The sequence below is a fragment of the Streptomyces sp. NPDC019531 genome (assembly GCF_044903305.1).
Lineage (GTDB): Bacteria > Actinomycetota > Actinomycetes > Streptomycetales > Streptomycetaceae > Streptomyces.
On the sequence record NZ_JBJDQL010000018.1, the window covers coordinates 1 to 13,103 of the forward strand.

9 protein-coding genes and 2 pseudogenes are annotated in these 13,103 nt (G+C 70.9%); 6 read left to right on the forward strand and 5 right to left on the reverse strand.

Annotated features, from left to right (window positions below):
* Positions 1–99: 99 nt before the first annotated feature.
* The 5 genes from ACI2L1_RS21515 to ACI2L1_RS21535 are packed head-to-tail and all read right to left on the reverse strand — an operon-like array spanning position 100 to position 5,686.
* A complete protein-coding gene (locus tag ACI2L1_RS21515) occupies positions 100–1,410 on the reverse strand; it encodes a DUF58 domain-containing protein (RefSeq protein WP_404740944.1) in 1,311 nt (436 codons plus the stop codon).
* Positions 1,410–2,399: an AAA family ATPase gene (locus tag ACI2L1_RS21520; protein WP_404740945.1), complete on the reverse strand. Its 990-nt coding sequence runs from the start codon at positions 2,397–2,399 to the stop codon at positions 1,410–1,412. Before ACI2L1_RS21520 ends, ACI2L1_RS21515 begins: the two co-directional genes overlap by 1 nt.
* Complete coding sequence (locus ACI2L1_RS21525) at positions 2,399–3,598, reverse strand: DUF4350 domain-containing protein (RefSeq protein WP_404740946.1); 1,200 nt, start codon at positions 3,596–3,598, stop codon at positions 2,399–2,401. The genes ACI2L1_RS21520 and ACI2L1_RS21525 overlap by 1 nt, the downstream gene beginning before the upstream one ends.
* Positions 3,595–4,323, reverse strand: coding sequence for a DUF4129 domain-containing protein (locus tag ACI2L1_RS21530; protein WP_404741059.1), 729 nt, complete (start codon positions 4,321–4,323; stop codon positions 3,595–3,597). Before ACI2L1_RS21530 ends, ACI2L1_RS21525 begins: the two co-directional genes overlap by 4 nt.
* A 31-nt stretch (positions 4,324–4,354) precedes the next feature.
* Positions 4,355–5,686, reverse strand: coding sequence for a glycerophosphoryl diester phosphodiesterase membrane domain-containing protein (locus ACI2L1_RS21535; RefSeq protein WP_404740947.1), 1,332 nt, complete (start codon positions 5,684–5,686; stop codon positions 4,355–4,357).
* A gap of 140 nt (positions 5,687–5,826) precedes the next feature.
* Between ACI2L1_RS21535 and mtnA the strand changes: the two genes are divergently transcribed.
* From mtnA to ACI2L1_RS21565, 6 genes and pseudogenes are all read left to right on the forward strand, one after another.
* Positions 5,827–6,975, forward strand: a complete 1,149-nt coding sequence (gene mtnA, locus ACI2L1_RS21540) for an S-methyl-5-thioribose-1-phosphate isomerase (RefSeq protein WP_404740948.1) — start codon at positions 5,827–5,829, stop codon at positions 6,973–6,975.
* A 160-nt stretch (positions 6,976–7,135) separates the two neighbouring features.
* Positions 7,136–7,825 carry a two-component system response regulator MtrA gene (mtrA, locus tag ACI2L1_RS21545; RefSeq protein ID WP_187281934.1) on the forward strand — a complete coding sequence of 230 codons (690 nt, stop codon included), beginning with the start codon at positions 7,136–7,138 and terminating at the stop codon, positions 7,823–7,825.
* A gap of 1 nt (position 7,826) precedes the next feature.
* Complete coding sequence (mtrB, locus tag ACI2L1_RS21550; RefSeq protein WP_404740949.1) at positions 7,827–9,896, forward strand: MtrAB system histidine kinase MtrB; 2,070 nt, start codon at positions 7,827–7,829, stop codon at positions 9,894–9,896.
* The gene (locus ACI2L1_RS21555; RefSeq protein WP_404740950.1) at positions 9,886–11,730 is read left to right on the forward strand and encodes an LpqB family beta-propeller domain-containing protein; all 1,845 of its coding nucleotides are present in this window, start codon (positions 9,886–9,888) and stop codon (positions 11,728–11,730) included. Before mtrB ends, ACI2L1_RS21555 begins: the two co-directional genes overlap by 11 nt.
* A gap of 306 nt (positions 11,731–12,036) precedes the next feature.
* Positions 12,037–12,327, forward strand: a pseudogene (locus ACI2L1_RS21560) (ComF family protein); the annotation flags it as partial.
* A gap of 150 nt (positions 12,328–12,477) precedes the next feature.
* Positions 12,478–12,991 (forward strand): annotated as a pseudogene (locus ACI2L1_RS21565) (ComF family protein); the annotation flags it as partial.
* Positions 12,992–13,103: the final 112 nt, after the last annotated feature.

A 13,103-nucleotide genomic window follows, 5' to 3' on the forward strand; every position in this document is an offset into this window, starting at 1 on the left:
GATTTTTGAGAAATCCCCCGTGCCATTCGGCACGGGGGATTTCTGCGTTTAGGGTCTGTTTTTCAAGGGGGGCGCCTCAAAAGCCCCCCTTGAGTTGTTTCACAGACGTCCTGCTGCCTTCAATGCCAGATACGCGTCAGCCAGCGCCGGGGCCAGGTCGTCCGGCGTGGCGTCGACGACCGTCACACCGTGCCGGCGGAGTTGCTCCGCAGTGCGTTGACGATCTGTCTGGGCCTGCGCGGCGGCTGCGGCTTCGTAAATCGCCTCGGTGTTTCCGCGGGCCGTGGCCATGCGGGCGATATGTGGGTCCGCCACGGAAGCCAGAAGGACCGTGTGCCGCTGGGTGAGCTGAGGGAGTACGGGCAGGAGGCCTTCCTCGATCGGTGCGGCGTCGAGGCTGGTGAGCAGCACGATCAGGGAGCGGCGAGGGGCCGTACGGAGAGCCATGGCTGTCAGACCCCGGGCGTTCGTTTCGACTAGCTCGGGTTCGAGGGTTGCCATCGCGTTGACCAGAGAGGGGAGAAGGTCGTTTGCCGTTCGGCCCTGTACCAGAGCGTGCACTCGTCGGTTGTAGGCGAGGAGGTCCACGCGGTCGCCTGCGCGGGAGGCAAGGGCGGCGAGGAGCAGGGCCGCGTCCATGGAGGCGTCGAGGCGGGGGGCGTCGCCCACGCGACCCGCTGATGTGCGGCCGGTGTCGAGGACCACGAGGATGTGGCGGTCGCGTTCAGGGCGCCAGGTGCGTACGGCGACCGAGGTCTGGCGGGCGGTGGCTCGCCAGTCGATGGAACGGGTGTCGTCGCCAGGGACGTATTCGCGCAGGCTGTCGAATTCAGTGCCTTCGCCGCGGGTGAGGACGCTGGTGCGGCCGTCGAGTTCGCGCAGCCGGGCGAGCTTGGAGGGGAGGTGCTTGCGGCTGGTGAACGGGGGCAGGACTCGGACCGTCCAGGGGACCATGTGGGTGCTCTGGCGGGAGAAGAGCCGGAGGGGACCGTAGGAGCGAATCGTCACTCGGTCGGCCTGGCGATCGCCGCGGCGGGTGGGACGTAGGCGGGTGGTGATGCGTCGGCGTTCGCCGGCGGGGACCGTCACGTGGTGGCGGGAGGCTTCCACCTCTGTGCCGGGCTGCCAGCTGCTGGGAGGCCAGGCGTCGCGAATGTGGGCGCGGAGGGGGCGGCCGGACGGGTTGGTGATGGTGAGGGTGACATCGGCTGTCTCGCCCAGGCGGGCGGAAGTGCCGCCGGAGCGGGTCAGGCCGAGCTGTCGTACGGGAGCCGCCAGGGCGAAGTCGCAGGCGCAGGCCACCGCCAAGGGGGCGTTGACCGCGAGGATGCCTGCCCAGCCTGGTTCCCAGATGCCGATCGGGAGGGAACCCAGGGCTGCGAGGAGTGCGGCGCGTCCGGTGAGGGCCATCAGCGGGGGACCGGGACGTGGGCGAGGATCGCGTTGATGACGGAGTCGGCCGTCACGCCCTCCATCTCGGCTTCCGGGCGGAGTTGCACGCGGTGGCGGAGGGTGGGGAGGGCCAGGGCCTTCACGTCGTCGGGGGTGACGTAGTCGCGGCCGGTGAGCCACGCCCACGCGCGCGAGGTGGCCAGAAGGGCCGTGGCGCCGCGTGGGGAGACGCCCAGCGTGAGGGACGGGGACTCGCGAGTGGCGCGGCAGATGTCGACGACGTAGGCGGTGATCTCGGGAGAGACCGTTGTCTTGGCGACCGCCGCGCGTGCTGCTTCGAGGTCGGCAGGGCCGGCTACCGGGCGAAGGCCGGCTGCTTGGAGGTCGCGGGGGTTGAAGCCCTCGGCGTGGCGGGTGAGGACGTCGATCTCGTCCTGGCGGGAGGGGAGCGGGATCGTCAGCTTGAGGAGGAAACGGTCAAGCTGGGCTTCGGGGAGAGGGTAGGTGCCCTCGTACTCCACCGGGTTCTGGGTCGCGGCGACCAGGAACGGGTCGGGCAGGAGGCGAGGGGTGCCGTCGACCGTGACCTGGCGTTCCTCCATGGCCTCCAGGAGGGAGGACTGGGTCTTCGGTGGGGTGCGGTTGATCTCGTCCGCGAGGAGGAGGTTGGTGAAGACCGGGCCGGGCTGGAAGGAGAACTCGGCGGAGCGGGTGTCGTAGACCAGGGAGCCGGTCACATCGCTCGGCATCAGGTCGGGAGTGAACTGGACGCGCTTGGTGTCGAGTTCGAGTGCGGATGCGAGAGCGCGGACGAGCAACGTTTTGGCGACCCCGGGGACTCCTTCTAGTAGGACGTGTCCGCGGCAGAGGAGGGCGACGACGAGACCGGTCACGGCGGGGTCCTGGCCGACCACGGCTTTGGCGATCTCGGCGCGCAGGGCTTCCAGGGAGGCCCGGGCGGTGTCCGGGTCCCCGGTGGTCCCGGCGTTGTCAGTGGTCGGGTCCATCATGAACGGCGTACCTCTCTTTCGAGGGCGTCGAGTTGGTCGGCTAGGGAGATGAGGGCTGCGTCGTCGCTGGGCGGCGGGCCGAAGAGCAGGGCGTGCAGGGGCTGTCCGTCTTCGTAGTTGCGGAGATGGGCGGACAGGGCGGGGAGCAGTGCTTCGGGCGCGTGTGCCTGGGCGACGGGGACGCCTACGAGGGGGGCGAGGCGGGTGCGGGTGGTGGAGCGAAGAGCGTTGGCCGCGCGGTCGCGGGCGTTGGCCTTGCGGTAGAGGCGGGCGCGGCCTTCGACGGTTTCGGAGGCGCGGATCGCCACGGGGAGTTTTTCGGGCACCAGGGGGCCGAGTCGGCGTGCCCTCCAGAGGGCGGCCACTGCTGCCGCGATGACGAGCTGAAGTGTGCCCCAGAGCCAGCCCGAGGGGAGCAGGTCGAGGAAGTCCTTTTCCTCGTCCGGGTCGGTGGTGGAGTCGGAGAGTGAGGGGAGGTACCAGACCAGATGGGGGCGGGAGCCGAGGAGTTGGAGGGCGAGCGAGGCGTTGCCCTGCTCGTCGAGGGTGTCGTTCTGGAGGATGTCGGGTGCGCCGAGCACGACGGTGTCGCCGTTCCCGGAGGCCGCCGGGACGCGCACCAGGGTGGGCAGGCGGTCGCTGGGGTAACACTCGTCGTTGCCGGGGTGGGTGACGGTGTAGCGGATGCCGCCGGTGTCGGCGGAGCCCGCGCGCTGGGCCGCCGGCAGTCCGCAGTCGGGGGACAGCGTCGAGTCGAGGCTGGTTGCGGGGTCCGCGACGATTCCGGGGACCAGGCGCTCGATGGACCAGCTGCTGGGGGCGACGAGGACGGTGCGGCCGCCGGAGCCGGCGGTCGCGGAGTGCAGTCGGGTCTGCTGGCGCTCTGTCAGGAGGTCGGGGACGGCGACCAGGAGCGTGGTGTCCGGGCCGACCGCGGCGCGTGCCTCGTCCAGGGTGGTGACCACACGGGTGTCGACGCCCCGGTCGGCGAGGAGTTCGGCGACGGCGCGGCTGCCGTAGGGGTCGGCGGACCGGGGGTCGAGGTTGCCGTGGAGTTCGTTGGAGCGGATCGCCGCGATCACCACGGCAGCGGCGAGAAGGAGCACGAGGGCGAGCACGACGCCTCGCGCGCGGGTCCACACCTGGCGCGTGGTGGGCGAGACCGACGTGGACGGGAGAGTGGCCTCGGTGGTCATTCGGCGGCTCCCCGGCGGACGTTGTGGTCCGCGCTGTGGCTGCTGCTCGTGCTGTTCGTACTGCTCGCGAGCACCGGCTTGGTGCGTTCCAGGTCGCGGTCGAGTTCGGTGATGCGGTGGTACGACTGCTCGGTCGCGGCTCGGCCGCCGTATGTGACGTCGTCGAAGTCCCGGGCCGCGGAGCGCAGCCGATCCGTGTGGGAGGGCAGGGCGCGGCCCGCTTCCGCGGCGGCCTCGTCCGCCGTGCGACCGGGGCGGACATCGAGGAGGGCGCGTTCCTCCAGGGAGCGGACGATGGCGCGCATGCGCTCCTGGACGGCCTGGTTCCAGTGGCCCTGGGCGGCGTGCGCCTCGGCGGCCGCGCGGTGGTCGGCGGCGCTGCGGGGGCGGTCGTCGAACAGGGCGGCGGAGGAGGCGGGACTGCGGCGCGGGGTGCCCAGGCGCCACCACAGTGCGCCGACGACCAGGAGGACGGCGACGATGACGACGACCAGGCCGAGCGGTCCTCCCGGTGTCGCGGACGAGGCGGCGTTGAACAGCTTGTCGACCCAGTCCCAGAACGCGTTGAGGGCCCGCTGGAACCAACTGGGGTCGTTCTCGTGGTACATGCGCTTGGACAGCTCGCGGCGGGCCGCCTCCCGCGCGGGATCACGCGGGATCGTCAGAGGCAGCTCGTCGGCCGACCGTGCCAGTGACAGCACGGAGGTGTCGGCGGCACGCAGCATGGTGAGCACTCCCCCCGGCAGGTTCACCGCATCAGCTCCCGGGAGTGGCGCCGGTGCCGTAGCCCTGGACGCCGGCTGCGCGGGCCAGTTCGAGGTCGAGGGCCTCGCGGCGGATGCGCTGGTCGATGTAGAGGAGCACGGTGACGCCTGCCGTGATCGGGAAGGTGATCATGGAGCCGATCACCGAGCCGATGCCGCTGATGATGAGGAACGTCCAGCCGAGGTCGCCGGTGCCGTTGACGAAGCCGCTGACGCCTTCGCCGCTGAGTGCTGCGGCGAGGAAGGTGAAGGGGATGACGACGATCGCCGCGACGATGTTCGCGATGATCGCGGCCAACAGCTGAATGCCGAGGACTCGCCACCAGGAGCCGCGGACCAGCTTGGTGGACCGGCTCATCGACTTCACGATGCTCTGCTTCTCCAGCATCAGCGCGGGCGAGGCCAGGGAGAAGCGGATCATCAGCCACAGTGCGAAGACACCTGCGCCGAGGACGCCCAGGACGGCCAGGGCGATACCGCCGCCGTTCGAGCCCGCCGCGACCACGAGGATGCCGGGCAGCGCTCCGACGAGGAGTACGCCGAAGGTGATGAGCAGCAACAGGAGGATCAGACCGAACAGCTTGGGTACCTGCGGGCGGGCGTCACGCCAGGCCTCGCCGGTGGTGACCGGCTTGCCGAGCACGGCCCGGCTGGTGACGGTCGTGAGCAGCGCGGTCGCGGCGACGGTGCCGATCAGGGAGATCAGGAAGACGACGCTGGTGCCGAGCATGGCGTCGCCCATGGCCCGGGTCAGTTCTTCGGCACTGGCGTTGGGGTCGTTGAGAGCCTCGGTTCCGGCGCTGTCGTTCAGGACGAAGCCCTGGAGCAGGATGACGAGGACCTCGGTCACGACCGCGACGGTCAGCGAGATGCCCAGGACCGTGCGCCAGTACGTACGCATGGTGGAGACCGCGCCATCGAGGATCTCGCCCACGCCCAGCGGGCGCAGGGGGATCACGCCGGGTCTGGCCGCGGGCGGGGGGCCGCCCCAGCCGCCGTATCCGGGGCGTCCGTCGTAGCCGCTGCCCCAGCCGGGGGGAGGGCCGTAGCCTCCGGGCGGGCCGGCGGGGGGCTGGGATCCCCAGCCCGGGCCGGGCGGAGGGGGCGGAGGGGCCTGGCCGGGAGCGGCGGGGCCTGCGGGCGCGGACCACTGACCGGGTGGCGGCTGCTCCTGGGACCACTTCGGGCCGCCGTCCTGAGGGTTGTCCTCCGGCTGCTGCGCGGGGTCGGGCCGGTCGGCGGGCTCGTGGGGACCGGACGTGCCGGGCTCGTGTCCGTCGGACGGGGCGGATCCGGGCGAGGCCCAGCCCGGAGTGTCTTTCATCGTCGCTCCTTCACGGTGCCCGTCCGCGGTCGCGGCGGCAGGTTGGCAGCCATCGTGCCATGGGGTGGTAGGCGAAGGACCAGCCGCGGTATGGGCTGCACACCTTCAATACTCCGCCGGACAAGGGGCAGACTGACCGCATGGCTGATCAGTACGCGCAAACAGGCGAGGACAGCAAGCCCACCGAGATACCGGCGATCCGCTGGGACGAGCCACCCGAGGGTCCCGTGCTGGTGCTTCTCGACCAGACGAGGCTGCCGGCGGAGGAGGTCGAACTGGTCTGTACGGACGCGTCCGCGCTGGTGGAGGCGATCCGTTCGCTCGCCGTGCGCGGGGCGCCGTTGCTCGGTATCGCGGGGGCTTACGGGGTTGCGCTCGCCGCCGCGCGCGGGTTCGACGTGGACGAGGCGGCGACCGTGTTGGCGGGCGCGCGTCCCACTGCGGTGAACCTCGCTGTCGGGGTGCGCAGAGCCGAGGCCGCGTACCGGGCCGAGCTCGGCAGAAGCGGCGATCAGGAGCAGGCGGCCGGGGCGGCGCTGGCGGCGGCCCGCGGGCTGCACCGGGAGGACGCCGCGGCCAGCGCCGCGATGGCCGAGCGCGGACTGGCGCTGCTGGACGAGCTGCTGCCGGGCGGTGGGCATCGGATCCTGACGCACTGCAACACCGGTTCGCTGGTGTCGGGCGGCGAGGGGACGGCGTTCGCGGTGGCGCTGGCGGCTCATCGGGTGGGGCGGTTGCGGCGGCTGTGGGTGGACGAGACACGTCCCCTGCTGCAGGGTGCCCGGCTGACGGCGTACGAGGCGGCGCGCAGCGGGATGGCGTACACCCTGCTGACCGACAACGCGGCGGGTTCGCTGTTCGCGGCCGGGGAGGTGGACGCGGTGCTGATCGGGGCGGACCGGATCGCGGCCGACGGCTCGGTGGCGAACAAGGTGGGGAGCTATCCGCTCGCGGTGCTCGCGCGGTATCACCATGTGCCGTTCATCGTGGTGGCGCCGGTGACCACGGTGGATCCGGACACGCCGGACGGGGCGTCGATCGAGGTCGAGCAGCGGGCCGGACACGAGGTCACCGAGATCGCGGCGCCCCAGGTCCCGGTCGCGGGGGCCGAGGCGGGCGGCGGGATTCCGGTGGCGCCGCTGGGGACCCAGGCGTACAACCCGGCCTTCGATGTGACGCCGCCGGAGCTGGTGACGGCGATCGTCACGGAGGAGGGCGTTGTGTCGCCGATGACGGCTGAGGCAGTGGCTGAGCTGTGTGTCAGGTCCCGGCAGGTGACAGCCGGCTGATTCAGGAACGGGGGTGACGTGGTCCGCGAGGGACGAACCTGACATCCATGGCTGACATCCACGGCGGCGGACCAGGGCAGACACTGGCGCTCCAGTACGACTAAGGTCACTGGTCGGTGACCTATCTCACCACCACCTTCGCCACTGTTATGAGAATGGGATGATGTCGTTTATGAAGGGACGAGTCCTTGTCGTCGACGACGACACCGCACTTGCCGAGATGTTGGGCATCGTGCTGCGTGGTGAAGGTTTTGAGCCGTCTTTCGTAGCCGACGGCGACAAGGCGCTGGCCGCGTTCCGTGAGGCCAAGCCGGATCTGGTGCTGCTTGATCTGATGCTGCCAGGGCGGGACGGTATCGAGGTGTGCCGCCTGATCAGGGCGGAGTCCGGGGTGCCGATCGTGATGCTGACGGCGAAGAGTGACACCGTTGATGTCGTCGTGGGCCTGGAGTCCGGCGCCGACGACTACATCGTGAAGCCGTTCAAGCCGAAGGAGCTCGTGGCCCGGATCCGGGCGCGGCTTCGGAGGTCGGAGGAGCCGGCGCCGGAGCAGCTCGCCATAGGGGACCTGGTCATCGACGTGGCCGGGCACTCCGTGAAGCGGGAAGGGCAGTCGATCGCGCTGACGCCGCTGGAGTTCGACCTGCTGGTCGCGCTCGCACGCAAGCCGTGGCAGGTGTTCACGCGAGAGGTGCTGCTCGAGCAGGTGTGGGGCTACCGGCACGCCGCCGACACCCGGCTCGTCAATGTGCATGTACAGCGGCTGCGCTCCAAGGTCGAGAAGGACCCGGAGCGGCCGGAGATCGTGGTGACCGTCCGTGGTGTGGGTTACAAGGCAGGGCCCAGCTGACATGTCCGGAGACAGTGCCGCTTCGTCGCCCCGGCGGACCGGGGCGAGTGCGGGGCGGCCTGTCGGGCGGACCAGGACCGGCTCCCGCTGGGGGCGGTTCCTTGAGGGCGGGCTGCTGCAGGGCGGTGTCCAGGGCAGCCCGGTCCTGAGGCTTTTCATGCGGTGGGTACGCAGGCCGTTGCTGCCTGTCATGCGGCTGTGGCGGCGCAACATCCAGCTCAAGGTCGTCGTCACGACCCTGCTGATGTCACTCGGCGTCGTGCTCCTGCTGGGCTTCGTCGTCATCGGGCAGGTGCGCAACGGCCTGCTCGACGCCAAGGTGAAGGCGTCGCAGAGTCAGGCCACCGGCGGGTTCGCGGTGGCCAAGCAGAAGTCGGAGGAGACCGGGCCCGGGACCGACGACGCGGCCACCGCGGATGGTCAGTCCGACCAGAACGTCATCGAGTGGATGAGCAACCTCGTCTACACGCTCTCCAGCGGCGGCCAGGGAGCCTTCGATGTCGTGACCCTTCCCGTCGGCGGCGACAGCGGAAGCGGGCGCGGGCCGCGTGCCTCCGGTGACGTCGATCCGACGGCCAGCGTGCCCGAGGACCTGCGGAAGAAGGTCGACGACAGTACAGCGGCCGCCCAGAGTTACACGCGCATCGTCTACGACGCCGACCAGGAGTCCCAGCCGGCCCTGGTCATCGGCAAGCAGCTCAGCGACCCCAACGGCGACCCGTACCAGCTGTACTACCTCTTCCCGCTCACCCAGGAGGAGAAGTCGCTCAGCCTGGTCAAGGGCACTCTGGCGACCGCCGGGCTCTTCGTCGTCGTACTCCTCGGAGCCATTGCCTGGCTCGTGGTGAGGCAGGTCGTCACGCCGGTGCGGATGGCGGCCGGGATCGCCGAGCGGCTGTCCGCAGGGCGGCTGCAGGAGCGGATGAAGGTCACCGGTGAGGACGACATCGCGCGGCTCGGTGAGGCCTTCAACAAGATGGCGCAGAACCTTCAGCTGAAGATCCAGCAGCTGGAGGATCTGTCGCGGATGCAGCGGCGGTTCGTGTCGGACGTGTCGCACGAGCTGCGGACGCCGCTGACGACCGTACGGATGGCCGCCGACGTCATCCATGACGCGCGTGAGGACTTCGATCCGATGACCGCGCGGTCGGCCGAGTTGCTCGCCGACCAGCTCGACCGGTTCGAGACGCTGCTCGCGGATCTGCTGGAGATCAGCCGCTTCGACGCGGGTGCGGCGGCGCTGGAGGCGGAGCCGATAGACCTCAGGGAGGTCGTGCGCCGGGTCGTCAGCGGAGCCGAGCCGCTCGCCGAGCGCAAAGGCACGACGGTCCGGATCGTGGGCGATCAGCAGCCTGTCGTCGCCGAAGCCGACGCCCGGAGGGTGGAGCGGGTGCTGCGCAATCTCGTCGTCAACGCCGTCGAGCACGGTGAGGGCAAGGACGTCGTGGTCAAGCTGGCTTCGGCGGGCGGGGCGGTCGCGATCGCGGTGCGCGACTACGGCGTCGGGCTCAAGCCGGGCGAGGCCACGCGCGTGTTCAGCCGCTTCTGGCGGGCCGATCCGGCACGCGCGCGTACCACCGGCGGTACGGGCCTCGGGCTGTCCATCGCCCTGGAGGACGCGCGGCTGCACGGCGGCTGGCTGCAGGCGTGGGGTGAGCCGGGCGGCGGCTCGCAGTTCCGGCTGACGCTGCCCAGGACGGCCGACGAGCCGCTGAGGGGCTCACCGATACCGCTGGAGCCCAAGGACTCACGCCGTAACCGTGGACTCAATGACGCCGGCTTGCCGAGCGGGGGCGGTGACAAGGCGGCCACCGTGCCGGTCCAGCCCACGGGCGACCAGGTGACCTCGCGGGACCCGATAGCGCCCAGGTCGGCCGCCGTGACGCCCACGGCCGATCCGACGGCACTGCCTGGCAACGGCGCGCGCGTGGTGCCCCGGCCGAAGTCGAATGCGCGACGGCAGGACGGCACATCCGCCGAGAGCGGGCCGGGCTCCGAGACCGCGAGCCGCCCGGGTGCCGGGTCGGAGGAGTCGTACGAACAGCAGGGGGAGACATTCCGTGGACGCTGACCGCGAGGGGAGCGGCAGGCGCACGCCGGGGCGCGCGGTGGTGTACGCCGCCTGTGGCGTCGTACTGCTGGCGGGATGTGCCTCCATGCCGGACAGCGGGGATCTGCGCGGGGTCGACGCCACCCCGCGGCAGGACACTCAGGTGCGGGTCTTCGCGATGCCGCCGCAGGAGGACGCCGAGCCCCTGGACATCGTGCAGGGTTTTCTGGAGGCGCTGACCAGTGACGATCCGAACTACGAGACGGCCCGCAAGTACCTGACCGGGAGGGCGACGAAGCAGTGGCAGCCGGGGCTGTCCACCACGGTGCTCGACGACGGGCCCGATGTCTCCCTCACGCTCCCTGTCGACCGGGAACCGACTGACGACACGTCGTTCACGCTGACCGGCACCAGGGCAGCCGTGGTGGACGCGCAGCAGTCGTACTCGCCGGCCTCCGGCGACTACCGGGAGACCGTGCACCTCGTGCAGGACAAGAAGACCAAGCAGTGGCGGATCGACAGCCTTCCGACGGGTGTCGTCATGGGGAAGTCGGACTTCCAGCGCAACTACGTGGCCGTCAACAAGTACTACTTCGCCTCGAACACCAAGGCGGCAACAGCGCCCCAGACCGTGGCGGTCGCCGATCCCGTGTACGTGCGCGAGCGGGTGGACACCACGACGCAGTTGGTGAAGTCCCTGCTCAGTGGGCCGACGAGCTGGCTCGACCCCGTCGTCAGGACGAGTTTTCCCACCGGTACGGCTCTGAAGGACGGCGTTTCCTCGCTGGCCCCGGACGACCGCAACGTACTGACGGTGCCGCTCAACGACAGGGCCAAGAACGTCGGTTCGGACCAGTGCCTGGCGATGGCGGCCCAGTTGCTGTTCACGCTGCGGAACCTCACGCCTGCCGTGGACGAGGTCGCACTGCAGGTGGGCGGCAAGCAGTTGTGTTCTACCGACGAGACAGATGCCGACGGCGTCGCCACGCGCGGGTCGGTCGAGAAGCCGGAGTTCCTGTATTTCGTGGACGGACAGCACCGGCTGGTCCGGACTCAGGCCGATCTGGAAGCCAGCAGTACGAAGCCGGTGCCGATGCCGGTGCCAGGGGCGTTGGGTGAGGGCGACAAGGATCTGCGGTCGGTGGCCGTCTCGCGTGACGAGCACATGGCGGCAGGTGTCGGCATCGACGGCAAGGCGCTGTATGTCGGGTCGCTGGTGTCGGGCGGGTCGCTCGGGGATCCGGTGCTGGTCAGTAGCGGCAAGACCACCGAGAACCGGCTGACCGCACCGAGCTGGGACACCGAGGGCGACCTGTGGGTGGCCGACCGGAACCCCGCCGATCCGCGGCTGCTGGTGTTCAAGGAGGGCGCCGGCGAGCCGTTGACGGTGGAGACTCCCGGGCTGGACGGGCGCATCAAGGACCTTCGGGTGGCCGCCGACGGGGTGCGGATCGCGCTCGTCGTGGAGAAGGGCGGCAAGCAGTCGCTGTTCGTCGGCCGGATCGAGCGGGAGGGGAAGACCGGGGACGCGCACAGCGTCTCGGTGCGGGAACTGCGCTCCACGACACCGGATCTGGAGGAGGTCACGACCATGTCCTGGGCCGGTGACAGCAGGCTCGTGGTGGTCGGGCGCGAGCAGGGCGGTGTGCAGCAGACGCGGTACGTCCAGGTCGACGGGTCCACGCCGGAGGGGCCGACGCCGACCGCGCTGACGGGTGTGAAGGAGATCGCCGCGTCCGAGGACGACGAGATGCCGTTGGTGGCGTACTCGGAGGACGGGATCGTACGGCTGCCGTCCGGGGCGCAGTGGCAGAAGGTGGACGCGGACGGGACGGCGCCGGTTTATCCGGGGTGAGGTGCCAGGACAGGGCTGTCGGGAGCGGCCGCTTTTGCCGGGGGAAGCCCTGGTGGGGGCGGCCGCTCTTGTTCTGGGACGGGTGAGGGATTCGCCGCTGGGCGGGCGGACCCGGAATTGGCGGACGGATTCGTCGGGTGAGGGCCTGGCGGGACGGCTGGGAGGGCTGGGCGGACCCGGGCCGATTGGTTGTGTGGGGCCTGGATTTGTGGTGGGAAGGGCTGGTCGCGCCCGTTGGCGGAGTTTTCCACAGGGAGTTATCCACAGGGGTGGCCGGTCGGCTTCGGCGTTGGCACAGTGGTGGGCATGCGGGGGTGGTGGCAGGACCTCACCGATCTGGTGCTGCCGGCCGAGTGCGGAGGCTGCGGGAGGCCTCGCACGGTGCTCTGTCCGGAGTGCCGTGCAGCTCTGAACGGGATCGCACCGCGCCGGGTGCGACCGGTGCCGGAGCCGCCCGGACTGCCGGTCGTGCACGCGGCGGCTCGGTATGCGGACTCGGTACGGGCGGTGTTGCTGGCCCACAAGGAGCGGGGGGCGTTGGCGCTGGCGGGGCCGCTCGGGACGGCTCTGGCGGGGGCCGTGTGGGTGAGCGTGCGGGAGGTCTGTGAAGCGGTTGGCGGGGGACCGGCGTCGGGGTGGACTCGGGAGTGGGGGGAGCGGGGGAATGGCGCTGCGGGAGGGGGCGATCAGGCGCCGGGAGGTGTGCCTTCGGGGCGGATGACGGCGGGCTTTCACGGTGGACGGGCCATGGGCGCGCGCGTCGAGTGGACCGGTGAGGGGCCGCGTGAGGAAGCGTCGGCTGGGGCTGGGGCTGGGGCTGGGGCTGGGGCTGGGGCTGGGGCTGGGGCTGGGGCTGGGGCTGGGCGCCGGGTCGGTGAAGGGCAGCCTGCCGTCGTCGGTGGCGGGTGGCCTCTGGAGGGGCTCGGAGTGCCGGTGCTGCTTGTTCCCGTGCCGTCTGCGCGGCGGGCGGTGCGGGCTCGGGGGCATGATCCCGCGCGGCGGATCGCGCTTGCGGCGGCCGGAGAACTGCGACGGGCGGGGATGCCGGCGCGGGTCGTGGCCGTACTGCGGCAGCGGCGGGGCGTGGCCGACCAGTCAGGGCTTGACTCCCGGCAGCGGCTGGACAACCTCGCGGGCGCCCTGACCGTGGTCCCCGGCGGCGGGCGGCTCCTCGCTGAGGGGCTGGTCGTGCTGGTCGACGACCTGATGACGACTGGTGCGTCCCTGGCCGAGGCGGCGCGGGCCGTCCGGGCAGCGAGGGCGCGGGAGAACGCGGGACACCGCGGTGAACGGATGACGGCCGGACCCCGTGATCAACGGCAGCAGGAGCGGAGCGGATGCCGTGATCGACAGGGGGTGGGGGCAGGCCATGG